General features: G+C 44.8%; 21 protein-coding genes. 20 read left to right on the plus strand and 1 reads right to left on the minus strand.

The features are described from left to right. Window positions 1-260 precede the first annotated feature (260 nt). Window positions 261-2,372, minus strand: a complete 2,112-nt coding sequence (locus tag ABD014_RS09465; protein WP_379337541.1) for a glycoside hydrolase family 52 protein — start codon at window positions 2,370-2,372, stop codon at window positions 261-263. A 157-nt stretch (window positions 2,373-2,529) separates the two neighbouring features. Here ABD014_RS09465 and ABD014_RS09470 point away from each other — a divergent pair, with 157 nt between their 5' ends. The 20 genes from ABD014_RS09470 (at window position 2,530) to ABD014_RS09565 (ending at window position 24,032) form a co-directional block, all read left to right on the plus strand. Then, the gene (locus ABD014_RS09470) at window positions 2,530-3,450 is read left to right on the plus strand and encodes a helix-turn-helix domain-containing protein (protein WP_343860269.1); all 921 of its coding nucleotides are present in this window, start codon (window positions 2,530-2,532) and stop codon (window positions 3,448-3,450) included. Window positions 3,451-3,625: 175 nt separating this feature from the next. After that, the gene (locus ABD014_RS09475; protein WP_343860270.1) at window positions 3,626-4,384 is read left to right on the plus strand and encodes a hypothetical protein; all 759 of its coding nucleotides are present in this window, start codon (window positions 3,626-3,628) and stop codon (window positions 4,382-4,384) included. 17 nt (window positions 4,385-4,401) lie between these two features. After that, window positions 4,402-6,588 (plus strand): peptidoglycan-binding protein, encoded by a 2,187-nt coding sequence (locus ABD014_RS09480; RefSeq protein WP_343860271.1) that lies wholly within the window; start codon window positions 4,402-4,404, stop codon window positions 6,586-6,588. Window positions 6,589-6,600: 12 nt separating this feature from the next. Then, entirely contained in the window at window positions 6,601-6,969 is a 369-nt protein-coding gene (gene cdiI / locus ABD014_RS09485) for a ribonuclease toxin immunity protein CdiI (RefSeq protein WP_343860272.1), read from the plus strand. 212 nt (window positions 6,970-7,181) lie between these two features. Then, on the plus strand, window positions 7,182-9,371 hold the full coding sequence (locus ABD014_RS09490; RefSeq protein WP_343860273.1) for a tetratricopeptide repeat protein: 2,190 nt from the start codon (window positions 7,182-7,184) through the stop codon (window positions 9,369-9,371). A 307-nt stretch (window positions 9,372-9,678) separates the two neighbouring features. Then, on the plus strand, window positions 9,679-11,058 hold the full coding sequence (locus tag ABD014_RS09495) for a CpaE/TadZ family protein (RefSeq protein WP_343860274.1): 1,380 nt from the start codon (window positions 9,679-9,681) through the stop codon (window positions 11,056-11,058). 4 nt (window positions 11,059-11,062) lie between these two features. Then, window positions 11,063-11,938 (plus strand): hypothetical protein, encoded by an 876-nt coding sequence (locus ABD014_RS09500; RefSeq protein WP_343860275.1) that lies wholly within the window; start codon window positions 11,063-11,065, stop codon window positions 11,936-11,938. Next, window positions 11,917-12,744 (plus strand): CpaE/TadZ family protein, encoded by an 828-nt coding sequence (locus tag ABD014_RS09505; RefSeq protein WP_343860276.1) that lies wholly within the window; start codon window positions 11,917-11,919, stop codon window positions 12,742-12,744. The genes ABD014_RS09500 and ABD014_RS09505 overlap by 22 nt, the downstream gene beginning before the upstream one ends. A gap of 14 nt (window positions 12,745-12,758) precedes the next feature. Next, window positions 12,759-14,228, plus strand: a complete 1,470-nt coding sequence (locus ABD014_RS09510; protein ID WP_343860277.1) for a TadA family conjugal transfer-associated ATPase — start codon at window positions 12,759-12,761, stop codon at window positions 14,226-14,228. After that, window positions 14,206-15,189, plus strand: a complete 984-nt coding sequence (locus tag ABD014_RS09515) for a hypothetical protein (protein WP_343860278.1) — start codon at window positions 14,206-14,208, stop codon at window positions 15,187-15,189. The genes ABD014_RS09510 and ABD014_RS09515 overlap by 23 nt, the downstream gene beginning before the upstream one ends. Continuing rightward, window positions 15,186-16,067 (plus strand): hypothetical protein, encoded by an 882-nt coding sequence (locus tag ABD014_RS09520; RefSeq protein ID WP_343860280.1) that lies wholly within the window; start codon window positions 15,186-15,188, stop codon window positions 16,065-16,067. Before ABD014_RS09515 ends, ABD014_RS09520 begins: the two co-directional genes overlap by 4 nt. Before the next feature lie 30 nt (window positions 16,068-16,097). Next, on the plus strand, window positions 16,098-16,304 hold the full coding sequence (locus tag ABD014_RS09525) for a hypothetical protein (protein WP_343860282.1): 207 nt from the start codon (window positions 16,098-16,100) through the stop codon (window positions 16,302-16,304). A gap of 12 nt (window positions 16,305-16,316) precedes the next feature. Beyond that, entirely contained in the window at window positions 16,317-16,826 is a 510-nt protein-coding gene (locus ABD014_RS09530) for a hypothetical protein (protein ID WP_343860284.1), read from the plus strand. Further along, the gene (locus ABD014_RS09535; RefSeq protein WP_343860286.1) at window positions 16,823-17,323 is read left to right on the plus strand and encodes a hypothetical protein; all 501 of its coding nucleotides are present in this window, start codon (window positions 16,823-16,825) and stop codon (window positions 17,321-17,323) included. Before ABD014_RS09530 ends, ABD014_RS09535 begins: the two co-directional genes overlap by 4 nt. A 17-nt stretch (window positions 17,324-17,340) precedes the next feature. Continuing rightward, entirely contained in the window at window positions 17,341-17,571 is a 231-nt protein-coding gene (locus ABD014_RS09540; protein ID WP_251417659.1) for an EsaB/YukD family protein, read from the plus strand. Window positions 17,572-17,585: 14 nt separating this feature from the next. Further along, on the plus strand, window positions 17,586-18,407 hold the full coding sequence (locus ABD014_RS09545) for a DUF5050 domain-containing protein (protein ID WP_343860290.1): 822 nt from the start codon (window positions 17,586-17,588) through the stop codon (window positions 18,405-18,407). 2 nt (window positions 18,408-18,409) lie between these two features. Then, the gene (gene essC, locus ABD014_RS09550) at window positions 18,410-22,291 is read left to right on the plus strand and encodes a type VII secretion protein EssC (RefSeq protein WP_343860292.1); all 3,882 of its coding nucleotides are present in this window, start codon (window positions 18,410-18,412) and stop codon (window positions 22,289-22,291) included. A gap of 43 nt (window positions 22,292-22,334) precedes the next feature. Further along, window positions 22,335-22,661: a WXG100 family type VII secretion target gene (locus ABD014_RS09555; RefSeq protein WP_343860294.1), complete on the plus strand. Its 327-nt coding sequence runs from the start codon at window positions 22,335-22,337 to the stop codon at window positions 22,659-22,661. A 32-nt stretch (window positions 22,662-22,693) separates the two neighbouring features. Next, entirely contained in the window at window positions 22,694-22,993 is a 300-nt protein-coding gene (locus ABD014_RS09560) for a hypothetical protein (protein WP_126996315.1), read from the plus strand. A 154-nt stretch (window positions 22,994-23,147) separates the two neighbouring features. Then, window positions 23,148-24,032 (plus strand): copper amine oxidase N-terminal domain-containing protein, encoded by an 885-nt coding sequence (locus ABD014_RS09565; protein WP_343860298.1) that lies wholly within the window; start codon window positions 23,148-23,150, stop codon window positions 24,030-24,032. Window positions 24,033-24,092: the final 60 nt, after the last annotated feature.

The raw sequence follows: 24,092 nt of genomic DNA on the forward strand, positions 1-24,092 counted from the left end.
CGATACCCAGTTTCGTTAGAATTTTTTAATGCCTAATTTAGCCTAAATAGCGATACCTAGTTTCGTTAGAATATTCAGGTGCCGGATTTGTTCTAAATCGCGATACCAGTTTCGTTAGAGGGCGGACTATAGGTTTAGAAAGTGGGTGCGAGCACCTACTACGAATTTATAGGAAGAAAAAAGCCCGACACGCTTTCCCCTCCCCATTTGGTGGGGGAAAGAAAGTCGTGTGAGGCTTTTGTGATAGCTTGGTTAGCGTATTACGCAGACGGCTGCTCATCCAGCCACAGAATGGATGTCACTCCGCGCGGATAGTAGCGGCTGCCACAGATCACTCCGGCGAGCATCTGGTCGCTCCAGCTCCAGTAAGCATTCGCGGTAGAAGTCAGCCAACCGACATGGGCTGCGTCCGCAGCTCTACCTTGCTCGTTCCACTCCAGGCCGAGAATTTGCCGAGCGATGAATTGGCACAGATAGATCTTACTGAGCCAGGAGTTATCGCTGGTGGAGGAGAGCTTCCAGCCTCCGTCTGCGAACAGGCATACACCTGGTTGAAGCACGGTATTCAGATGCTTGTTCAGCGTCTGGATGTATGCACCGAAGCGTCCGTTCGGATCCAGCGCTTCTTTGCAGCCGGTGAAGAGCGGGAAGATCAGCCCTTCGATGGCCGGAATAATTCGAGAATCATTATTCTCTGAAATGACGGCAGGGACGTATCCTTCCGGCAGCATTTGCGACACAATAGTCGCTGCGCAGCGATCGGCTTGTTCAGCAGCCAGGCTTGCTTGCTCCCCACGGCCAAGCTTCGTGAACAATTTCTCCATCGCTACATAAGCAGCCCAGCTTTTACCGGCCAAATAGATATTGTTGCGTGCCTGTCCGAGCGATACGTCAAGGCTGTCATAGGTTGTAATTTCAGCTCCACCCATTGTGCGGGAGCTATCGAGACCCATAATACCTGTGCGTTTGGCTGGATCTGGATGATCGCGGTTCACCATGCTCTCCAGACATTGCTCCATAATGCTCAGATTAGCATTGATCCACTTGTTATCGTCTGTTTGCTGTACGTATACAGTAGCGCACAGTACCCAGTTCACAAGCTGCTCATGCGTCATGTGCGAGAAGCAGTCATCGATCGCATGAAGCTCATAGGAGGAATATTCAGGCTTGGAGAAGGCATTGGCAACGCCCATATCATGAGTGAAGCTGATACCGCCTGGATATGGAGTTGGATCTCCCGGGAAATGAACCTGATCGGTGTAGCTGTAGCGCTTCACGAACAGATCGAGCTCATTCTTCACGGTCCATGGGTTCATTTTCATCTCATAGAACAGTTGGTCTACGGTCAGGTCGAACGTATTCATCATCCGGTACTCGCCTTCATTCACAACCCAGAGCGCTTCTCCCTTGTGGTCGAGCAATTGTGTAGAGCCATAGTAGCTGCGAATCGAATGTCTCAACATGAAGCGCTGATCGTCATTCAGGTGAGGTGCATCTGTGATGCGGTCAGCCTGCTGTGCAATCTCTACCTTCTTATCGAAGTTATCCATCGCATAAGCGGCAACCTCTTCAATATTTGCAAAATAGCGTGTGTAGTAGTAGGTAGTATCGAGACCGGTTGTAACATATCCCTCACGGTAGAAGCAGATCGCAAAGCGGTAAGTCGCTTTCTCCCCTGCAGGTGTATCCATAAGCAGAGCGCCGACGGCTCCGAGACCAAAACGCAGATTCTCTTCAACCTTAGGCTCAAGAATTGCTTCCATTGTGAAGAAGCCTGCACTTTTTACTCGGCTGTCACTCGTCGCAATCGCGGTATGTCTGCCTTGTCCAATCCCGATAATCTCACCGTTCGTTACTTCTTCAAGACGGCGGATAGATCTGTACGGGTCGCTGTTCTGCAAGCCGAAGAAGGCCCGGCGGCTGCTTGTTCCGCGTGTGTTGTCGACGACGATCTCAGCCAGTACCGCTGGCATAATGGCAAATTTGAGTTCCTCATCCTTGGCGGTAGCTGGATCAGGTACACTGTCAAATGGCGAATAGATCCGGAAGGTCAGATCTCCAGCCTGCCATTCATCCGTTGCCGCATTGAAGCTGCGAGTAATGCTCTCTTGGTCAAAAGAAGTGATAAGCTTATCTTCAACGACTTCTTTCTCTCCATCTTGTTCAGATGTATAGCGATCGCGCTCATCCTGGCCTTCTCCGAAGAAAGGCAGCGCCTGGTAACGGTTCTTGCCATCCTCTTGCAGTCCAATGTATATATTCTGATTGGGCGGGCTAGCCAATTCAAGATCTAAGCCGCCTTTCTTGCCGGGATAACCTAGTGTGAAACTTGCAAACGCTCCCATTGGAGAGTGGTGTGCGTTGAATAACATCTTCTTATCCAATTTAACTACCTCCTGTATATAGAGATGATTATGTGATATGTTAATTATAACAAGGTAGAAAATGATATATTATATCCAAACCATGAATCAATTTACCCAAATTGACTACAAAATTCTTGAGCTTGTGTACAAGGAGGCTGCTGCCATGGAACTGGAACTGGCTAATAATCGTTATATTGCGGAGTTTATGCTGCCGGATATGGATTCGACATTTCGGATATTTGCATCCCATGTCCGTACGGTGACCAAGGATTGGTCATACCCCAGGCATACTCATCCTTTGTTTGAAGTCAATTTGCTGCTCGCCGGGGGACAGGAGATGATTGTGAACAGTCAGCGTTATATCCAGAAGCCCGGTGATTTACTGCTGCTTAGGCCGGAGGATGTTCATGAGAGCCTTGCGATTGGTGAAGAGCCGATGACTTATTACTGTTTGCATTTTAATGCGGATGATCCTATTCTCCATGCCTTGCTGAGCCGTAGGAACTTCGACCTGTACGAGTCGACAAGCGCCCTGACTCGGACGATTCGCCCAAGCTTGGACAAGCTGATCTCGCTAACTTCAGCTAATGAGGTGCCACTTAAGATAGCTAACAAGATGAGGGCCATGTCCGCCGTATTCGATCTGCTTGCTGGCCTGAGCGAGGTGCTGTCTGAGCAGGGCGAGGAGGAACTGGCCAGCAGCAAGATGGGCAGGGTTGCCTTTGAGATTGCGGCGAGGTTGGAGAAGTGCGTTGAGGATAGCGATATCCAGGGAGAGGCTTTGTCCGGGGGTGAAAAGGAGGAGCAGCATTCCAGAGATGCTGTAGCAGCCGCCACCGCGGATCTCGGATACAGCGCTTCGTCTTGCAACCGCATCTTCCAGCGGGTATATGGCATATCTCCGCGCCAGTATTTATCAGGCCTGAAGCTGAAGAAGGCCAAGCTTCTGCTTATGGAGCCCGAGCTTACGGTAGAGGCCGTCTCCACCCGTCTCGGCTACAAGGACATTGCCCACTTCAGCCGCCAATTCAAGCGCTGGACCGGAGAGTCCCCAGGGAAATTCCGGGCCCGGTTTCATGTATAAGGGAACAGGAGCACATCGTGCAATAGCTGGTTTATAGCTATGCAGGTGTGCTTTTTTTATTCTAATAGAATGAGTGTTTATATCTGGATGAGTGAGGGGTTGTTCCTATATATACCAATTGTTATAATATGGTTGGAAAATCCTAATAGAAGGAAAAAGAGGGGGATCTTGCTAAATGGTGAAATGTACCCTGCCTAATGAGGAGCTATTTTACTTATGTATGCTGGCTGGTGCGGAGTCTCTGCTTGGAATTGAGGATTTGCGAGGTAATCTGGACACAGAAGAAATTCGCAACAAGTGGATTGCGGTTTCAGATCGATTGATACATAAGGGGATTTTGTCATTTGAGGAGAACTCTGAGCTATACATAGATTCTGATTATGCTGAGTTGATCTCGGTGCTGGCTTTTCCGGAGCAAGCATTCGCATGTTTGCTAGAGGAAAATGATGAAGTAAGCCTGGAGTTTATTCACTCTCGCCATGGGAAATATACCTCTCTAAAAGGGGAAGAGAATTGCGAAGTGGAGCTTTTTCTAGAGAGGGATGATAGTTTTAAACTGCTAGTGGAACATTTTCTATTAAGTGATTGCCTTGAGGAACTGCAGTTTGATCTACCTGCTGAAATTATTAACTATGCGTTTGCCTTGGCTGGAACGGGAGCTGTGAAGAGCTCGGCAATGATGCTGGAGCCATATGGATTGAAGTATGAAGTAGCAGAGGAACTGACAAGGGCAGTGTATGATGAATCCTTATGTCGGATCGTTGCAGGATATCGGTTTGATCGTGAGCATCCTGCGGAAGCTCTCTTCCATTGTCTGAAGACTCAGCAAGGGACGTGGATCACTTGTATGAGGCAAGGTCGGGAGCAGGTTAGGTTGTTTCGCCAACGACCGGAGGCTGCTTTACGACAAATTATTCAATTTCACGGGATATAGAGAGGAGCTCGGGGCTTATGGAGCAGAAGGTGAATCCCTATCAGGTAGAAGGATTGGCAGACAGCCTTGGACCTCTAAACCGAATGATTGAAGATCAGGTTACGGGCATGTGCAAGGATGTATCTCGAGTCGTGGGTGACACTCGTATCAAGTATTCGGAGGATTACGTTGGCAGAGCCGCAGATGAGGTCGAGCGCTTAGTTCAGGAGATTCAGCAGCTGGCCCTAGCGATTGATGATAAGCTGCGAATTAAGGAGAAGACGTTGAGGTGGGCGGCAGGAGAATATGTTGAACGTGAGAAGGAAGCGATCCGGAAAATCGAAGAAATGCAGCAGAAGAAAATACCTCTCGTCCTGAGTCGAGAAGCTCTATTCCAAGAGAAGAATCAAACCCTATCCCCATTTGGCGCCCTCCCTGTGTATCCATTTGTTTTATCCGCCTCAGTTTCACTGCCGGTATATATTCCACCCTTGTCTGAAGAATTAAGCTTAAATCCCGAGAAGTATAGCGAAGAAGTACTTCGGCTGCAGCAGAGACTGAAGGAGCTAGGCTATGAAGTAGAGGCCAATGGCTGCTTCGACGAGGAGACTCTAAAAGCGGTGAATCAGTTCAAAGATAATTATGGACTAGAGAACCGAAGAAGCGCAGCAGGCGTTGTAGACGATCAGATGTGGCGCTATTTGTTCGGAGGTTTAAATGGAATCCTGACCAAAGACTCAGGGGTCTATTCAGATCCAGTCAAGATGGTGCAGAGCCGTCTGAAGGAATTGGGATTTGATATTGAGGCAACGGGCTACTATGATGAACAGACCCAGCGGGCGATTGGTGGATTCCGGGAAATCTACGGGAAGGATCTGTCCGGGGCAGACGGAGTCATTGGAGAGCAGACGTGGAATGCATTATTCAATATTGAAGTCCCCAAGCCTCAGTATACGATAGGAGCCTATGATCCGTATAATTCGGTAGATGTGAACGACATATTGAACCGTGACGATCCTGAAGTACAGAAAAGGTTGGAACAGACGTATTGGGCCACGTTATCGAAGGAAGGGCAGGATCGGCGGTATCGGGAAATCAAGGAGGAAATGGATGCGATCGATAAGAAATGGGCAGACAAAATGCGTCGGGCCCAGAGCGGAATCGGAAATCAATTCTTCGCAAATTTGATTACAGGAACTTCGAATGCCGTAGTCAATACTATTAATACCGCTTCAGCAGGATTACCGGAGCTAATTACCGAATGGATAATGGGACCGATGCCAGAAGGATACGTAGACCCGTTAGACGATCCGTACGGAAAAAAGGCTGGAGTAATCGCAGGCAATGTGGTCGGCTTCTTTCTGCCATTCAAGTATTTAAAGGGGATCAAGACGCCAGCTCTATTAACAAAGCTGTCCCCAACTGTGTTGCGATCGGTGACGGCAGAAGCCATATTCAGTGGAGTAACTGAAGTGTCTGATTCAGTAACGGATTTCCGAAAAGATGGAGATCAGAGCCTGGAAGAGCGATTATTCAATATAGCATTCAACTCTTCAGCAGCGGGTGTTGGTGATGTGGCGTTCACCTATGCGTTCAAGACCATTTCCAACATGCTGAAGAGCACAGGTGCGCAAAAAATACTTGAGTATGTTAGGCCGAAGAAGATAGAGAAGATCCCGGAGCCAAAGGAAGTCGTCACTGATCCACCTAAATTTGAGGGGGTATCTAAGCCTGAGGAAGCGGGTAATCTTACTAAAGTTATTAAGAACAATTTCAAATTTATAGAGGGTTTTGAAGACCATATGATTAATGCACAAGGAATAGTGCGGAAAGGAAATAAGGGAGTTGTTGGAGGTCATAATCTAGAAAGGTTTGAAAAAGTCCTAACAGATCAAGGTTTGAATTTTAATGATGTTATTGTTTCTAAAACTCCTCACCCGACCGTGCCTGGGGTGTATGAGATAGAATATAGACTTCCGGCATTAGATAGGGAATTAAAGGTCGTGCCTGGCCAGTATAAAAATATTCCTCAACCTAAGACCGTCTATGACCCTGATATAATCTCAAATGAGCAAATGATAATATGGGGACAAGAGGCTATAAAAAGTGGAATAGTTAACGGAAGAGTAGTGACCGGATATGCATCGAACGGACTGAGATTCACGGGGTATCTTGATGAGAGTGGGCAAATAACCAATTTCCACCCGTCATTTGGGGGAGAATAGGGAGGATACTGTATGTCAATTAAAAAAAACATTTCTGAAAAAAAACTGATAGATCTTTATTATTTTGCTATCGGAGATGAGAACTTTATAAAAGCCTTGGAAAAGTATTGTAAAGGGCAAGGGTTTGGTATTGAGCATATCTGGTGTTTATTTGCAGGTGAACTAGAAGATTGGGAGGAAGGTTACTTCGGAGATGAAGGAGTTTGTTACTTTTTTGATCATCCTGCAGTTGATAAAGATGAAACTACTGTACTGGATTATCCTAGTTTTTATGCTTATCTCAAAGAAGCAAGTGAGGCATATCTGTCACGACATTCTGATAATAGGGATATAGTGGAATCTAAATTACATGAAATTAAACATAGGTATAAAATTGTATAAGTAGGTTAGGGTAAACAGGGGCCCTCACTTGATTAGATACGTTTACTGATTATCCATGGATGTACGTACGTTGTAAGCTCCCACACTCATCTACAACCGGGAGCTTTTCCCTTGTTCACAAAAACCAATAAATGTAAACGTTCTAATCTATAACGTAAAAAGAGCCGAAAAAGATAAAGAGAAAAGAGTACTATTTTAAATGAGGGGATCCATTGAGAAGAAGATTTGTATTATACATTATTATAATATGCTGCATAGTTTCGCTTAGCGCATGCACCGTACCTAGAGTAGATGGAACCAGAAGCAAGCTGGAAGACAAAATTTATTCGTCTAATGAAGAAGGCTATCGCCTCATTACGGAAGGTAAGCTTGAAGAGGCAATTATTATCTTAGATACAGCAATTAAAAATGTATATGAATTGGAGCCTGAACTAAAAAATCTTGATCACGTGGTAAAAAGGTCAGAATTGATAGATGCTCCTTTCAATAACATGAGTTGGGCATATCATGAGCTAGGGGAATATGAGACTAGTCTACAATATATTGAAAAATCTCTGCTTATTCTACCGAATTCTAGTCAGGAATATAGCAATGAGGGGAATGCTCTATATGGCCTCAATCGATACAAAGAGGCGATGGATGCCTATAATCAAGCATTGAGCTTGGATAAAGAGAATATCTATGCCTATTACGGTAAAGGTATGCTTTATTATGACGAGCAGAACTACCAGGAAGCTTTGAAGCAGTTTGACGCATATTTAAAAAGAGAGCCTTCTGACGCTGAAACGGCAGAAATGAAAGTCTACACGCTCTTGAATCTGAATAAGGATCAGGATGCGCTGAAATATACTGAGGATTATTTCAGGCATTTCTCGAATACATATGATGGATTCCGGGTCAGGGGAGCTGCGTTAGAAGGTACTGCTCAATTTGATGAGATTGAACAATTTTATAAAAAGGCCAGCGAAAAGTTCCCTGATCAATGGGAAGCACAAATAAAGCTTGGTGAAATCTACTATAACTATGAAGAATATGATGAGGCTATCGCCTTTTTTCAGCAGTTAAAGGATCGATTCCCAGATCAACCCGACATTAATAACTGGCTCATTAGAATATATAGCAATTTAGGTGAAATGGGCAAGGCTGAGCAGATTTATGAACTGGCTGAGGGTACGCTGGACATAGAATTAGCGATGGGTAACGCTTATATGAATCAGGGTTTATATATAGCAGCTATTCCTTATTTTGAGCATGCTATTGAATTAGCTCCAAAGGATCAAGAGGGTTACGTTAGTAAGATCAAGGCTCTGTATTGGGGCAAAAGATATTATCGTTGTGTCCAGTTTGGACAAAGGGCGGATAAGCTTACTTTTGAGAGAAATTCGGATATTCCATGGTTTATTGGCGATTGTCAGTATCAGCTTGGTAATTACAAAGAGGCTGTTGCCTATCTACAGCAAGCAACTAAGCGTAATCCTGATGATCCTGAGTCATGGTCTTATTTAGCGGGAGCTTATTTAGCTTTAGAAGATGATACGAAAGCTGAGGAAGCTAATAAAAGAGCCCTGGAACTGAATCGAGAGGATTGGACGGCTCTTGATGTACAGGCTTCATTAGCAGAGAGAAAGAAGCCGATAGGTGAGCGAATTGAAAGCTTTTTTCATGATAATTATTTATATCAGAAGGCTGCAGACGGATTGGAGCATAAGCTATCTAGGTTAGGAGAGCCCGGTTTGACAAATGAAGAAATCGCTAAAGTGATCGACAGCGCCAAAACTTCCGGGGATCCATTTACGTTTACAGTGTATGGGGACGAGTATGATCAGTTAAAAGCTGCTATGGATAGAGAAATCTTATATGAAGTAAGAGGTAATGTTCATTATTTCAGGATTGAGGATTTTAGCACAACTACAGATGATCAATTTATTCAATACATAGATCGTATCTCGAACCCGGAGAGTAAGACGATCGTGCTTGATTTGCGTGGAAATGGCGGAGGATTGACGGAGAGTGCTAATAACATGTTGGATGCCCTTCTTCCTGAATTAGTAACATGTACCCTTATTGATAAAGATGGTTATACCTATAATTATTATTCTGATGCTGAGCAAATAGCGTTCAAGAAAATATATATTTTTGTGGATGAGAATACAGCCAGCGCAGCAGAAATGTTAACATTAGGCTTGAAGACATATTTGGATAATGTAGTTATTGTAGGACGTGATACTTTTGGCAAAGGGGTAGGTCAGAGAGTATTTGAAGACGCCAAACAGCGGATCATGGTGTATGTAGTCAGTCACTATTGGAATGTAATGCAGAACAATGTATCCAACTTGCGTATCACCCCGGATATCAAGATTAAGGGAAATTCCTTGGAAAGTTATATGAAGCAGGTTCGATGACCTGCCCGGTATTAGCTGGTGCCCGTTCGTTAAGACGATATAGTTGGTTTGAAGAACATAGAAAAATCCAGCCTATCTTAGGTTGGATTTTTTTCTTGAATTCAACTAATCAAAAAATACCATTGTCCGTACAAAAATGAGCTTTTTTGCATAGGATAATCGACAAACCAATAGGTATATAGTCCTTAAAAAGGGGGATTTACCCATATAAGGTATTGTCTGAATATGTAGTTACTTGTATAATAACTCTAAGTTAAGAGGTAGATTTTACTAGTTAATAGGAAATAATTCATTAGCAGGTGAATATATGAAATTGCTTGTGATCGCCGGTGGATTTCATAGTTTGGTGTTGGATAGTATCTCTAGAAAGACCATCGTTATTAATTCCAAAGGATTAGAACTTCAGGATCTGAAGGAGTTTGTTGCTGAAGAATCTCCAGTTGCAGACTCTGTCTTGATTACTGATGAGGCATTCTCGGAGAAGCTGGGCCAGGATCGCGAGCATCTGACTCATTTCCTGGAATGGGTGAAAGATAGCGGTCGTCCAGGGATTCCAGTACTCATCATCACCAGGGATAGTATGAGAGTGGAAGACCTCGCCGCATTGTCCTCACGATACAGCAATCTTAGAATAGTGACCATTGACAAGATTCGAACCCCAATGGACGTTTTTCAATTAGAACTGGATATAGCAATTAGACAAGAATCCCCTCCGATACATACGAACTCAAGAGCCGTACATAAGATTCAGTATGAACCACAGGCAGATAAGGAACCCGCTGAACGAAAGAGATCATTCTTCGACCGCTTTCGCTCGAAGCCGAACAGTGCAACTGAACAATTGGAAGCTACAGATCGATTAAGCCGGGAATTGGACAACATAAGCCGGGGAATTAGCCGGATTATAGCGATCACAGGGCATCGGGGAAGCGGAGTAACAAGTACGATTGTGAACTTGGCTCATGAAGCCTCGAAGCGGGGGCTAAGCACGATCATAATCGATATGGATACCGAGTATAGAAGTATGAATATGTACTTTGACCGTTTCCACGAAAGAACCAATAAAGAAGAACAAATGAGCGCTTCGCTCATCCGCACACTTGCCAGACCTCAAGATTACATGACAACCGCTTTTAATATCAAAGACAACTTATGGCTTACCTCCCTAGGATATTCCTTTCACGACCACAGACTAATGGAGCAATTCTACAACAGTGAGAAATTAATAGGCTTGATCTCAGTACTAAGAAGCAGATTCAATCTCGTCTTACTGGATATGCCGCTGGATTTGTTCAGGAAGTTCAAAGAGACAATGATTCATATCGACATATTCGGGTTATGCGTTCCTAACAATTTGCATGCCGTATTAAGTACGGTTCGGAACGTAGAAGTCGTGCTTGATCAAGAGAAGGCTACCTATCTAAATGCCAAGGCGAAGGTGATTGTTACTCAGTATAATGATCGTTCCAGATTTCAGGATCAATTATTTACACCGGATAAAGTGAGTGAGGTGTTAACTTCCGGATTGAGCGAGTACTTTCGCTATGACATGAGGACGGCAGGCGCTGTCCCTTACAATTCCGGATTCGATTCTCAGATTGAGACGGATGTCCCATTGACCAATACAGGCGCTGAATTCGAGAGAGCATTCGGTCAGATGCTTCTTAGATTAATGGAGGGTGCATAACACTATGGATTTAAAGACGGTAAAGAGCGTATCCCCGAACAGAAAATTGTTCAAGAAAATTTTAGCATTACTGCTCAGTATTCTTATTATTATTGTTTCTTATGTTGTTCTCAATAATGCCAATGAGGCAGCCAAGGATACGGTGGAGGTCCTTCGCATAAGTCAGTCGGGGGGAGTTCCGGCTTACGTTCCAATCACCGAGAAGCAGATCAAGAAGTACTCGATCATTCGCCGGGAATATTCCGATGATATGGTGCTTGCGAAGGATATGGATTCTGTGGTGGACAAGTTCACCAAATACTATTTGCGGGACGACAGCATCCTCTACAAAGATCAATTCATGGATGAGAAGCCGCAGCAGAATGAATGGCTCTACGAAATGGAGGATCAGCATGAGGTTCTTACCTTGCCTTATAACTTCCTGGAGGCAGGTGGAGATATTCTGATGCCTGGGGATCGGGTTAGAATCCGTGTCTCCTATGAACAGGAAGAGACTTCATCAGGGGGCAATCCCAATACGGGGTATTCATCCAGAGGATCAAAGATGAAGACAGAAATACTGTTCGATAGCATCGAAGTTCGCGACATGCTCAATTCAAGCAGCCATTCGATCTATGAAGTTTACAAAGAGGTGCTTAAGCTTAGTGAAGACAAGCGGCAGGAAGTAATGAAGAGCGATGACTTTCTGAAGAGTATTCAGCCGAGATCGCTGCTGCTGGAAGGAACGAAGGAACAGATCGATAATTTTGCCAAATATAACGGATACGACGGCAAGAAGTATCTAATAACGATGCTTAGTCGCAAGAACAGTCAGGTGATACTGGATCAGTTGCCTACCTTGCAAAGGGAGGTGGAGTCATGGATCAAACCGAAAGACTAAGCCTTGATCAAGTACTGGATAAAATATCTCCGAAAGAATATATGGGCTCCGAATTCCAGGAGAGCAAGCTCATCTATAGCGTCATCGGATTTATACCCGCCTGCGATATGGTAGATAATGCGCTTGTGATTAGTAATTTAGGCTACTTGCTCTCCCAGAAGGGCTTAAATACTTGCATTCTGGATTTGAAGGTCTTCAACCCCAATCTGTATCACTATCTGGATGCTAAGCCGAATAAGAAAGGAAGCGGCCTGATTCGTGTACTGAAGAGCGATAAGGTAGATTTCCGGGAAGAGATCCAAGCTACGAAATACGAGAGACTATACCTGCTCTCCCCGAGTCCGCATGATCTGATTGAGGAATATCTGGACTTTGAATTTGACCATCTGGAACATGTGATTAATACGTTGAAGGGCATGTTCGATATCGTGCTGGTGGATATACCGAATAACCCTCCACTGGAATTCTGTCTGGGAGCGATGAAATTTTCCCATATCGGCTTCTTTACTTCTACCGAACGGATTGAAGCAACCAGCAACATGATCCGGCTGCTCGATTTTGCTTCATCGGTCGGCATTAGTACAGCCAAGTTCACGAGCGTTATTCTGATGAACATCCAGGATATTAACTATGATCACAAGGCGATCAGTGAGTTCGGTCTGAATATTGTCGCTGCATTACCGTATGTAAAGGCGGCTTACGCTTATTCCTTGGAAGGCAAGTTGTATGTAAGGGACAATCCTCTGATTAACAGATATTTTCTGAAGCAAATGAGGCGCCTAACGGATATCCTCTGCAACCAGTAAGGAGGGAGAGACGAATGCTTACTCGCGCCAAGATTAGTGATATGCAGCAGAAGGTGAGCTATCAGGTCAGCAAAAAAGAAGATATGGACGACCTGAAGAACAAGTATACGACGATTCAATTTGAAGAGGCACTAGAGCATTGCCAGAAATACATCACCAAGGTGGCGACGCATGCTTTCAGACGGGAACACGACCCTGCGCGAAAGAGAGAGATGACCAAGGCCTACATCAATGAGTTCGTAGATTCACAGAAGCCGGTTGTCGAAGGCTACTACGAATTGGTTGATCTAAAAAGGGCGCTGATTGACGAGATCACTCACTATGGTCCGATTACGAAGGCAATGGAGGATCCGGCAATTGATGAGATCCGCATTAACGGTACTGAGCAGATCTTTGTTGAGACAGGCGGCAAGACACTGCCTTGGGAACATCACTTTCTGGATCGGGAGCATTTGGAGAGGATCATCTCCAAGCTGCTCGGCGTCTCCAAAGTACGCTTAACTCCGAAAATTCCGATGGTCAATGCCAGGACGATTGAAGGATACCGGGTCAATGCGACACATGCGGATATATCCCCTTACGATATGCCCGCGGTCGTCATCCGGAAGTTCAGCAAGAAGAGCATCACACCGGAAATGATGATCAAGAACGAATCATTCTCTGTGAACATGTTCAAGCTGCTGTCTCTGCTTCCCAAATCTGACCTGTCCTGGATTACGGTAGGGCCGACCGGCAGCGGCAAGACAACGCTTAACGAAATGATGGTTAAGGAGATTAATCCGCTGTCCCGGATCATCACGATAGAGAATCCGTCGGAAATGCGCTTGCTTCGTAGGGAAGGGAATCAGGAGCACGGCAGGATTATCAATGATGTGCTGCAGTATGAGTCGGTTCCGGATGACGATGATGCCAGTCCAGCCACGATGGAGAATTTGCTCATTAACGCGATGCGACAATCCCCTCACTGGATTGGTCCAGGGGAGCTGAGGACTCCTGGGGAGTTCGCGACTGCGCTTCGCGCCGCCCAGACTGGGCACTTCTTCTTCACAACCTTGCATGCCGAAGGAGACAGAGAGGCGATCTTCCGCTTCTTGACAGCCTACCTGATGGCCTCGAATGAGCCGGCTGAACTGGCCCTTCGTAATATCTGCAGCGCAGTCAAGTTTGTTGTGTTCCAAGAGAAGCTCGCAGATGGTACACGTAAGGTTACTTCAATCTCCGAGGTGATCGGCTCCGAGGGGCTGGAACCGATTATCAATCCGATCTATAAATTTATCTCTGAGGATGTGGTGGAGGACGAGGAGACGCATCGAGTACTTAAGATCATTGGTAAGCATAAGCGGGTGGGGACATTGTCAGAGAAGGTGCAGCAGACGATGATCAAGGCAGGGATTAAGCGAAGCAGATTTGAGTTTCTGACAGCAGAGCCTGCAGAAGATGAGATAGAGGAGTATGGGTTCGATGGATACAACTTCAATCATTAGTCTGTTCTTCGGTATAGCTGCATTTATTGTTCTGAACTCCATGTTCGAGATTCGTTTCTTCGAAGGGACAGGCCGCTTCTTCCTGAACCTATTGGACACTTTCGCAGAATACTTAGGGAAATATAACACGAAACGCTATGTGGAGCGGATGAAGAAGGAACGGATTGTTAAGCAGAAAGAGAACGTGTATGCGAAGTACAACCGGCTCGTTGAGGGACTAATCATTGACTTCAATTTACCGCTAACGTTAGAGAGTTTTACATCTTTGCTCTGCATTTGCTTCGCGATTGTCGTCCTGGTGGTCGTTATCTTTATGCAGAACGTGACCCTGGCGGTGGTCGTTACGGTTGCCATTTTCATTGGGCTCTTGACCTACTTTGTCATGCAGTCCAAGGCGATCAAGGCGGAGAAGCTGGAGAGCATCATGGACGCCGAAGATATCATTTGTCCTCTTGCCAGAGAGGGAGTGCTTGTGGCGATTAAGAAGGTGATGGAGAGCGACGAGTACATTAAGCCCGGGATCAGGCCGTACTTCCAGCAGTTCATCGATAACTGCGAGAATAACGGTTATTCATTCAAGCAGGCGATTACACTACTTAATCGGCAGCTTGGTCCCAAGTTCGATAACTTCACCAAGAAAGCCATCGTATTCGAATACAATGAGCGCAAAGGAATGGCTGATATCTTCCTCGACATTGTAGATGAGAATGCGGTGCTACGGGAGATCAATGCGAGGAAAGACCGGATATTCCGTAAGATGAACCGTGATTTTTTACTGAAAACAGTCATTATTATTCTTTTCTTCTTATATGCTTTATCGGTCAAGGATTTCCGCGAGTTCATGCTCTATACGACCTTTGGCAAAGTAATCAATACAACGATGATTAGCATCATTTGTCTGAGCTTCGCCCGAACGCAGGCGCTGCAGGGAAATCTGGGACCTGGAAGTGATAGCAAATGAGTCTGTTGGTGAAGCTTATCGCTCTGGCCTGTGTAATATATCTGGTAAAGGTATTTATCTATCCCTATTTCAAGCCAGTCAATCGAAGGCAGAAGAAGCGCAATCGCAAGTATTTACAGGAGCGCAAGAACGAGCAGTTCAATCAGAAATTCAGAATCTTCAAGCGCAACTTCTCAGAGAAGTATGTGAACAAGCTGCTCAGCAATGCCGAACGAATAAGATTCCAGAAAATGATCGATCGTCTCGATCTTCCGATCAAGCCGGAAGAGCTGCGGGCAGAGCAATTGTTCTATATGACCTGCGGAATTGTTGCAACAGTCGTGATGATGACGGCGAATCAGCTTCTTGGTTATGTAACAGCGATTTTCATCGTTCTGGGCTGGATGTATCCGGTATCGGAGATGGAGAAGAAGATTGAGAAGAAGAACAAGAATATTGCTTTCGATTTTCCGGCCTTCTATAGCATGGTCTACTACCAGTACTCAAAATCGGTCAATATTTATCTGGCGGATGTCATCCGCGATTATCTGCCTAATGCCCAGGCGGATATGGCCGAGGAACTGGGTGTTATGCTCGACAATATTGAGTATGGCGAGGAATATGCCCTGAAGCAGTTGAAGAAGCGTGTTCCGATTCATTACATTATCAAGTTTTGCGATTTAATGGAAACACGGCTCAAAGGCTATGACAACATCTCACAAATGGTCTACCTTAAGAACGAGGTTGATAGCTATCGGATTCTTGCATTAGAGGAGGAACTGGAGCGCCGGCAGCGGACGAATTCAAGGATTCAGCTGGTTCTGATTGGGGTGTTGGGGTTGTATATAGTGGTGTATTTTGCTTTTTCGGTTATGAGTTCTATCAAAATGTTTCTATAAAATGTATTTAATAAATGGAGGTATTTATTTATGGGACAAAAAAGTCAAAGAAATAACGAAAGAACCTCTTTCTGGAGAGATGAACAGGGGGATATTGGAATTAAGCAGATAGCGATTACTGTTGGGGTGATTGTCGTTATAGGTATTATTATTGGCGCTATGCAAGGTCAGATGGGGTCTTGGTTAACTACAATATTCGATACGCTTATGGGATATATCGACGATCTCGTCCAATAGGATAGAACATAAATGCGAGCCTTTGCTAAATCAATACTAATTTCAATTATTGCTGTCATCGTTATTATGTTATTTACTAATTTGGTTTTTTTCTTTCCGTGGTACATGACTTTAGTGGTTGAAACTTTTAATGTTACTCAGTACGTTGCAAGTGATAATTACTTAAAAGACACCTACTATGATGATACCAAGGACCGATTAGAGAAACGTCCTATTTTTTCTCGAAAAGCCAATGATATTGAGATCTTCGCTGAACATGAAGACCATCATTCCGCGAGAGGTCACGACGACGCTTCAGATTATGATAATGAGGATATACCGGATGCAGATAAACCCTATAGGCAGCGGGGAGAATCTGTAATAGTAACGATAAGTGCTATATACCCTCTAAGTGTTAAATTATGGGGGGAGACGTATGAAAGAGAGATACCAGTATCTTTTACGTTAAAAACGACAGGTCTCAAGCATTATAAAGATCTGGAATATAAAGAATATTTAAAAAATTGGAATGAGCAACCATGAGAAATTTCGCTATTGGTTTATTATTGTTAACTTTAGGATCTGTTATAGTTCAACCGTTAATAGAAATTGTTAATCTAGGTCGTGAGAAGATAATCCTCAGCACTGCTGTTATTACATCTGCCCGTTCAGCTAAAGATCGAAGTTTGGAGTATAAATCCCAAAGGGATTTAAATGCGGTAGTTAATGAAAAACTGTTTGCTGAGTATTTTTCGGATGCTTTTATGAAATCAATGAATCTATCTTTGGTGAACGCAGATGGTATCAATAAATATAGATTCAAACCACAGGATGATAAATACAATGATATTATTGTAACTTTGGATTTTGTAGAAGTAGGAGATGGAGTATCAGATCAATTTGTAACAACGGTAAAGATGAGAACTGAGACTGAATATAAGTATAAAACAAAAGCGATGAAGATTGTGGAGACGATGGGGAATAATGCAAGTAATAACCTGGTTGAGGAACAAACTCTCATCCTCTCCATTAAGAACTAACATAGGGATGTGACGGCATGGACTATATCATAGTCACTTTTCAGGCGGGGCCGCAGATGACGAAGGAACTGAAGATTCCAGTATTTGTGACCCCGGAGGAGCTCCTCGCTATGCTGTCTGAAGCGCTGGGGCTGCCGATTAGAGCTGAGCATCGGATTCAAGCGGAGCCTCTGGGGCGAATTCTAGAACACACCCGGACACTTGAAGAGGAGGGCGTAGCAGATGGAGCGCTGCTTACTCTCATATAGAAGGGGCCGATTAAATGATAGGAAACTGTAGTAATGGCGGTCTTGCTCTAAAAATAGGCAGGAATCTGCTTCTGACGGATATTAAGCATTACTCCGGTACATGGATTCAGAATGACACTACTGAAGAAACAAAGCTGCTGGATGGCGTGTTCTGGTTCATGAACCAGGCGGAGAATATGATCGTGTACAGTGATCAGACGCGTGGAAATAAATTATGCAGCATCGATCTGGGAACACACATCTCACAAGTGCTCGTTGATCAGCCAGCGTATGGAATCATTGTTCATGGCGACTGGATTTACTATCTTAATGAATCCGACAATGCGATCTATCGTTGTACCTTGAATGGCAAGGACAAGTCTCGGATTGCCGATGATAGAGTTGAATCTTTTCTAATCGATCAGGAGCGTATTTATTACACGACACAACAAGGGATCAGAAGCTGTAGTCTGACTGGCAGGGATAGAGAACTCGTCTCGGAAGATACGGCGGTTCATATGCTCTTAATCGGCAACAAGCTAGCCTACGCCAATCGTAAGAATCGTTATTTACTAACCCTACTAAATTTACATACTGGAACTACTGAGCAGGATCAGGATATTTCACCGAATAGTCTGAATAGTGACGGGCGTTATTTATACTGCGCCAACCGCAGTAATGAGATGACCATCTATCGAATTGATCCGGAGACGGGGCATAAAATACGGATTTGCGGTGAAAGTGCAGATTACCTTCATATCGTAGAGGACAGGATTTACTTCTGCAGCCGTAGAGAATGGTACAGGATGTCGCTGTCAGGTGGCCAAGCGGTCAAAATTGATTTCCCTGAGAGGTAATTATGATTAACGAAAAATATGAATTTAGCCGTCAGCCCCGGTTTCTGCCGGAAATGCCAAGAGGCGAGCTAGAGATTCCTAATCCCCCGAGTGCCTATGACAAGCCGGAAATAGCGTGGTTTGCCTTACTGGCTCCACCAGCGGTCATGCTCGTTATATCAATGCTGCTGGCGATGACCTCCAATTCAAGGTACATGCTATTGTCTATTTCGATGACGATCATGACGCTGATTGTCTCTCTAACTGGGGCTGCGTCTCAGATCAAGAAGTATAAAAAGAAGAAGAAGGAACGGGAGAAGAAGTATCTGCAATTTATTGCCGACAGCCGAAGTGAACTACAGCTTGCCAGAGAACAGCAGATCAAAGCGATGAATGAGATGAATCCCGACCCTAATGCCTGCCTGCAGCGAATACAGGAATTGGACAATCGTCTCTGGGAAAGAACACCGTCATCTCCGGATTTTCTATCGCTTCGTCTCGGGGTGGGGAGTGTACCGGCTGCCTTGCGGATTAATTATACTAAGCAGGCGATCATTATGGAGACGGACCCGCTGCTGATGGAACCACAGCGGTTGGCGCTTGAATTTGACCGCGTACCGGGCGTGCCTGTCTCTATTGACCTCATTGCATCGGAAATATGCGGCATTGCCGGTGAGGAAGACAAGACCTTCGACATGGTTACGCAAATGCTGCTTCAGCTTATTACGCATCATGGCTACGATGATGTGCGGGTCGTTATACTGGCCTCCGAAGAAGGCTTGGAGAAATGGGGTTGGCTTAAGCATTTACCACATCTATGGAGCGAGGGATATGGTATTCGGTTTCTACTGTGCGGCAAGGCCATCGCGCATGCTGTATTTGGAGAATTAAATACTGTCTTCAAGGAACGGGAGATGAAGAAGCTTGGAGGGATTCCCCTTCCTCATTATGTGTTCATTATCGAGGAGCCGTCTCTGCTTGAAGAGGAACCGATTAATAAATACCTTTACAACAAAAGCGCTTCGCTTGGAATCTCTTCCGTATATATTGCCAGAAATCAGGCCTATCTTCCGATGAACTGTAAGCAAGTCATATTGGTTCAGGGGAAAACCGGGGAGTTGGCCGACCGGGAGACCGGAGAGAAGACGACCTTCAATCCGGATACGGTCAACCTGCAGTCGCTGAGCGAGGCGGTTCGGAAAATGGCTCCGCTGCGAATCAAAAATTCAGGCGGCAACTTCACTTTACCTACCTCATTAACGCTATTGGATATGCTGCAAGCAAAGAAGACCGGGGAAATTGATTTATTAACACGCTGGAATATGAATAAGCCTTATCAGGGGATGAGTGTTCCGATTGGGGCTAAAGCGGGTGGAACGTTATTCCACCTGGATATGCATGAGACCGGACATGGTCCGCATGGACTGGTGGCAGGGACGACCGGATCAGGGAAGAGTGAGTTGCTTCAGAGCATCATTATTTCTCTGGCGATCAACTATCACCCACATGATGTCGTGTTTGTACTTATCGATTATAAGGGCGGCGGCATGGCTGATGTCTTTCAAGGAATGCCGCATCTTGTTGGGACGATTACGAACTTGGGCGGGAATCAGACTACAAGGGCGCTTCTCTCCATTAAGAGTGAGTTGATGAGAAGACAGCGTCTGTTCTCCGAGTTTGGCGTGAACAATATCGATAAGTATCAGAAGCTGTACTATAGCCGCAATGCAGGCGGTCATATGCCGGCCATACCGCATTTAATCATGATCGCGGATGAATTCGCTGAATTGAAGCAGGACCAGCCTGATTTTATGAAAGAATTAGTTAGTGCAGCCCGCGTAGGCCGTAGCTTGGGAGTGCATCTCATCCTAGCCACTCAGAAACCGGCTGGGGTAGTAGATGACCAGATCTGGAGTAACTCTAAATTCAAGATTTGTCTCAAGGTGCAGGATGAGCGGGATAGCCGGGATGTCATCAAGCGTCCGGATGCCGCGATGATCAAGGAACCAGGCAGGGCATTTATCCAGGTTGGAAATGATGAGATATTCGAATTATTCCAATCGACTTATTCAGGCGCTGATTATGATCCTGATGGTGAGCTGCAAAAAAATGAAAACAAAACAAAAAGAATCTACGAAGTTTCATTAAACGGTAGGATCGAACAAATTTATCCTCGATATGAAGAAAAGATTGTGAAGCATGAACTGCCTTCGCAGCTTGGCGCAACGGTAGAGCATATCGTTAGAACCGCTGATCGGTCTAATATCGAGCCGTTGAAGGGGCCGTGGCTGCCCCCGCTTCCAGAATTAGTATACATTGATGGTATTTTAGAAAATAAACAAGAGCTAGGTCATTGGGCTAAACAGGAGAACCTGCTAAGAGTACCTGCCGGCATAATGGATGATCCAAGAAGTCAAAGCCAGGATCTGCTGGAGATTGATTTTGCGAATGAAGGGAATTTATTTGTATACGGTGCTTCGGGTACCGGCAAGACAGAATTTCTAAAGACGCTCTGTATGTCTATGGCACATAACTACTCTGCTGAAGATGTGAATATCTACATCATGGATTTCGGGGGCAACTCGCTTCGCATTTTCGAGAAGCTTCCTCATGTAGGCGGGGTCATGACCATTGAGGAGAAGACCAAGATCGATCAGTTTATCATGTTCCTGTTCAGAGAGATCGAAGAGAGGAAAGTACTGTTCGAGCAGAGCGGGAGTAACGGTTTTAATGCTTATCGACATAGTGGAAGGAAGCTAGCCTCGATCGTATTGATGATTGATAATTATTTCGCTCTATCGGAGTCTTATGAGGATCTGGATGCACATATGATGCTACTGGCCCGGGAAGGGACGAAATATGGTATTTACCTGGTGGCAACAGCTTCTAACGCTACTTTCGTAAGATATAAGTTCAGCGTTAATTTCAAGCTGGCCGTTACTTTCCAGATGACGGACAAAGGGGATTACGCGGGAGTTGTCGGCAGGACGGAAGGGTTAGAGCCTATGAAGGTTCCCGGCAGGGGCTTGGTACGAGCCAAACCGCCGTTGGAGTTTCAGGCTTCGCTGCCAGAATATGAAGGGCTGACTTGCGAGCAGCTTCTGGACCGCTTTGCAGGTCTTGAGACGTTCCAGGCCAAACCTATACCGATTATGCCATCTAGCATTGATATCGAGCAAATCAATGAAGAAGCAGGTAAACTTGCCATTGGCTTGGCTAATAATGATCTTCAACCCGTCTATGTTGATCTCTATGCTACGCCGATTATTATGGTTGCCGGTGAAGCGATGTCCGGAAAGAGCACACTGCTTCGTTCCTGGATCAACGTGCTGGATGAAGTGCAAGTTTACGTGCTTGATTCTAATGGCATGGGATTATTCGAGATCATGAGTCTTCCTTATGTCACGGATTTGGCGGAGGCCGAAGAATCTTTTATCGATGAGATGAAGGAACTGCTGGATGAACGCCGGAGCCAAATGGCAGAGTGTAGGCGAGGAGGCGGAGACATCAAGCAATTGATGAGATCCTGGAAGCAAATTGTCTTCGTATTCGATAAGCTGAGCGAGTTTACGGATGGAGATAATTACACGCTCAAAGAACTGGTTGAACGGATTGTGAAGCAGGAGCGCGGGATGAAGGTAGCTGTTATCGCTGCGGATGCGATCTCTGATTTTAACGGCAATTGGGATAGCCTTGGCAAAGCGATTAAGGAAGAGCAGACGGGGATTCTGCTTGGCAGTATTAAGGAGCAGGGGCTCTTCTCGGCAAGATTGCCTTATGGCATGACGGAGAAGGAAATGGACAATTATGATGGCTATTTCATTCATAAGAGCAAATTTGTAGGCATGAGATGTGCAACCATTCCGGCCAATGATGCTACGCAATCTTTAGTGCTTACTAATTAACATTACTGGTGCCGAGATCCTAAATATCTGAGGGGAAATGGATATGTCAACTGTATCAGAAATCAAGAATAAGGCCAGCCGGGTATCAGAAGTAAAAAGCGATATCAATAGCGAGGCTTCAAGCTGCTATGGGCAGGTTAATGATTCGAGTTCCTGGTGGCAGGGGGACGCAGCCAAGGCTTTTCGAACCGGGTATAAGGAATTGCAAACAGATATTAAATCTTTAATCAGTAAAATGACTAGTCTGTCCTCCAATTTGAGTAGATTAAGTAGTCAAGTCCAACGGGCGGACGATGAGAGAAGGGTTGCTGAGGCTGCTGCGGCCAGGGCAGAGGCTCAGAAGAAGGCATCCAAGATCATGCAGTATTAGTTATGAATAGCCATGAAAGGAGGTGAATTTAAATGGCAGCGAACCAACAAAAGTTTGATTTTGACCAAGCTAAAAACTTGGAGTCCAAACTGCAAAGTGAAATCAGTAAAATCGAAGCTGATCTGAAAAAGATGGCGACTATGGTTGAAGGCGTCAGATCTTGGTGGTCTGGTGGCTCGGAAGAAGCATTTATCGGTAATTTCCAAACGACTAAAGCTGAAGTAGTTAAAAGCCTGAATGTTTGGGTAGACGATTACAAGAAGCTGATCCAGAATATTGCTGAAATCAAGAGACAAAGTGATGCAGATCTTGCGAGTCAACTCAAAATCTAATCAGGTAAGTGTGGACATGGTGGCGGCTATAATCGCCACCATGTCTAGCGTTTTATAGGTAAGCCGGGATGGAAAATAACTATTTAACATATATCGATAGAGCAAGAAGAGGATTAGAAGGAAGATAAGTCTATGAAAGTAAGGAGGGAAGTGAATGGGAATAAAGAAAGTCGGAGTAGTGCTAATGTCTATGGTTCTAGTTCTTGTTATGTTGTCGGGCATAACATCCGCAGCATCATCGTCTTTAAGGGTAAAGCTGAACGGAGAAGCAATTGCTTTTCCAGATGCACAGCCTTATGTAGATAAGAATAATCGGGTACAGGTTCCTGTTCGATTTGTAAGTGAAGCACTTGGTGCCAAGGTGGGCTGGGTCAGCAAGGCGCAGGAAGTCACGATCGAACTCGATGGAACGAAACTCGTCCTAACGATCGGTAAGAAAGCCTATAAAATCAACGAGTCTACTAAATTCATGGACACGGCTGCCTTAAGAAAATCGAACAGAACCTTCGTTCCACTGCGATTTGTAAGCGAAGGCTTGGGAGCCAAGGTGAAGTGGGATTCAGCCAATTATACCGTTGAGATTACAACGGGAGATGGAACGACGGCGGCTTCTGTGAGCGATGAGGAAGAAAATCCAGCATTAAAGCCAGGTGATTGGGATGCTTGGGAAGCCTCCAGATCTGTGGAAGGGAAGACAGAAAAGAAAACTAGTGAAGGATTTAGCTATTATGAAAAATATAAATCACACTTAGTTGTAGGAGATGGAAAATATGAGGAGTACAAGGGTCCCATAATTAATATTATTATCACATATGGTAATGTTGGAGGAGATAATATCGAAGAAAAGCTTAAAGATTTAGAGAGTATACTTCTACAAAAAATTGATAAATCCACAGTTGAATCAGTTATAAAGTATGCAAAGCAGAAAAAAGTTCGTGAAGATGAACTATTAGAAAAAATATTTAAAGATGATACCTACAAGGTGATTGTTGAATCGAAAAGTTATGGGGATTTAAATGTGGACATTTGGTATAAGTAGGGCTTTCTATGAAAGGTACACATTCAATAGACATCAGGGATTACATAAAAGAAGGGCCAA

The sequence above is a fragment of the Paenibacillus motobuensis genome (assembly GCF_039521865.1).
GTDB classification, from domain to species: Bacteria; Bacillota; Bacilli; order Paenibacillales; family Paenibacillaceae; genus Fontibacillus; species Fontibacillus motobuensis.

Coding starts and splice junctions, on each gene's coding strand:
- ABD014_RS09465 (WP_379337541.1), bottom strand. CDS start 2,372: ATGTTATTCAACGCACACCACTCTCCAATGGGAGCGTTTGCAAGTTTC.
- ABD014_RS09470 (WP_343860269.1), top strand. CDS start 2,530: ATGGAACTGGAACTGGCTAATAATCGTTATATTGCGGAGTTTATGCTG.
- ABD014_RS09475 (WP_343860270.1), top strand. CDS start 3,626: ATGGTGAAATGTACCCTGCCTAATGAGGAGCTATTTTACTTATGTATG.
- ABD014_RS09480 (WP_343860271.1), top strand. CDS start 4,402: ATGGAGCAGAAGGTGAATCCCTATCAGGTAGAAGGATTGGCAGACAGC.
- cdiI (WP_343860272.1), top strand. CDS start 6,601: ATGTCAATTAAAAAAAACATTTCTGAAAAAAAACTGATAGATCTTTAT.
- ABD014_RS09495 (WP_343860274.1), top strand. CDS start 9,679: ATGAAATTGCTTGTGATCGCCGGTGGATTTCATAGTTTGGTGTTGGAT.
- ABD014_RS09500 (WP_343860275.1), top strand. CDS start 11,063: ATGGATTTAAAGACGGTAAAGAGCGTATCCCCGAACAGAAAATTGTTC.
- ABD014_RS09505 (WP_343860276.1), top strand. CDS start 11,917: ATGGATCAAACCGAAAGACTAAGCCTTGATCAAGTACTGGATAAAATA.
- ABD014_RS09510 (WP_343860277.1), top strand. CDS start 12,759: ATGCTTACTCGCGCCAAGATTAGTGATATGCAGCAGAAGGTGAGCTAT.
- ABD014_RS09515 (WP_343860278.1), top strand. CDS start 14,206: ATGGATACAACTTCAATCATTAGTCTGTTCTTCGGTATAGCTGCATTT.
- ABD014_RS09520 (WP_343860280.1), top strand. CDS start 15,186: ATGAGTCTGTTGGTGAAGCTTATCGCTCTGGCCTGTGTAATATATCTG.
- ABD014_RS09525 (WP_343860282.1), top strand. CDS start 16,098: ATGGGACAAAAAAGTCAAAGAAATAACGAAAGAACCTCTTTCTGGAGA.
- ABD014_RS09530 (WP_343860284.1), top strand. CDS start 16,317: ATGCGAGCCTTTGCTAAATCAATACTAATTTCAATTATTGCTGTCATC.
- ABD014_RS09535 (WP_343860286.1), top strand. CDS start 16,823: ATGAGAAATTTCGCTATTGGTTTATTATTGTTAACTTTAGGATCTGTT.
- ABD014_RS09540 (WP_251417659.1), top strand. CDS start 17,341: ATGGACTATATCATAGTCACTTTTCAGGCGGGGCCGCAGATGACGAAG.
- ABD014_RS09545 (WP_343860290.1), top strand. CDS start 17,586: ATGATAGGAAACTGTAGTAATGGCGGTCTTGCTCTAAAAATAGGCAGG.
- essC (WP_343860292.1), top strand. CDS start 18,410: ATGATTAACGAAAAATATGAATTTAGCCGTCAGCCCCGGTTTCTGCCG.
- ABD014_RS09555 (WP_343860294.1), top strand. CDS start 22,335: ATGTCAACTGTATCAGAAATCAAGAATAAGGCCAGCCGGGTATCAGAA.
- ABD014_RS09560 (WP_126996315.1), top strand. CDS start 22,694: ATGGCAGCGAACCAACAAAAGTTTGATTTTGACCAAGCTAAAAACTTG.
- ABD014_RS09565 (WP_343860298.1), top strand. CDS start 23,148: ATGGGAATAAAGAAAGTCGGAGTAGTGCTAATGTCTATGGTTCTAGTT.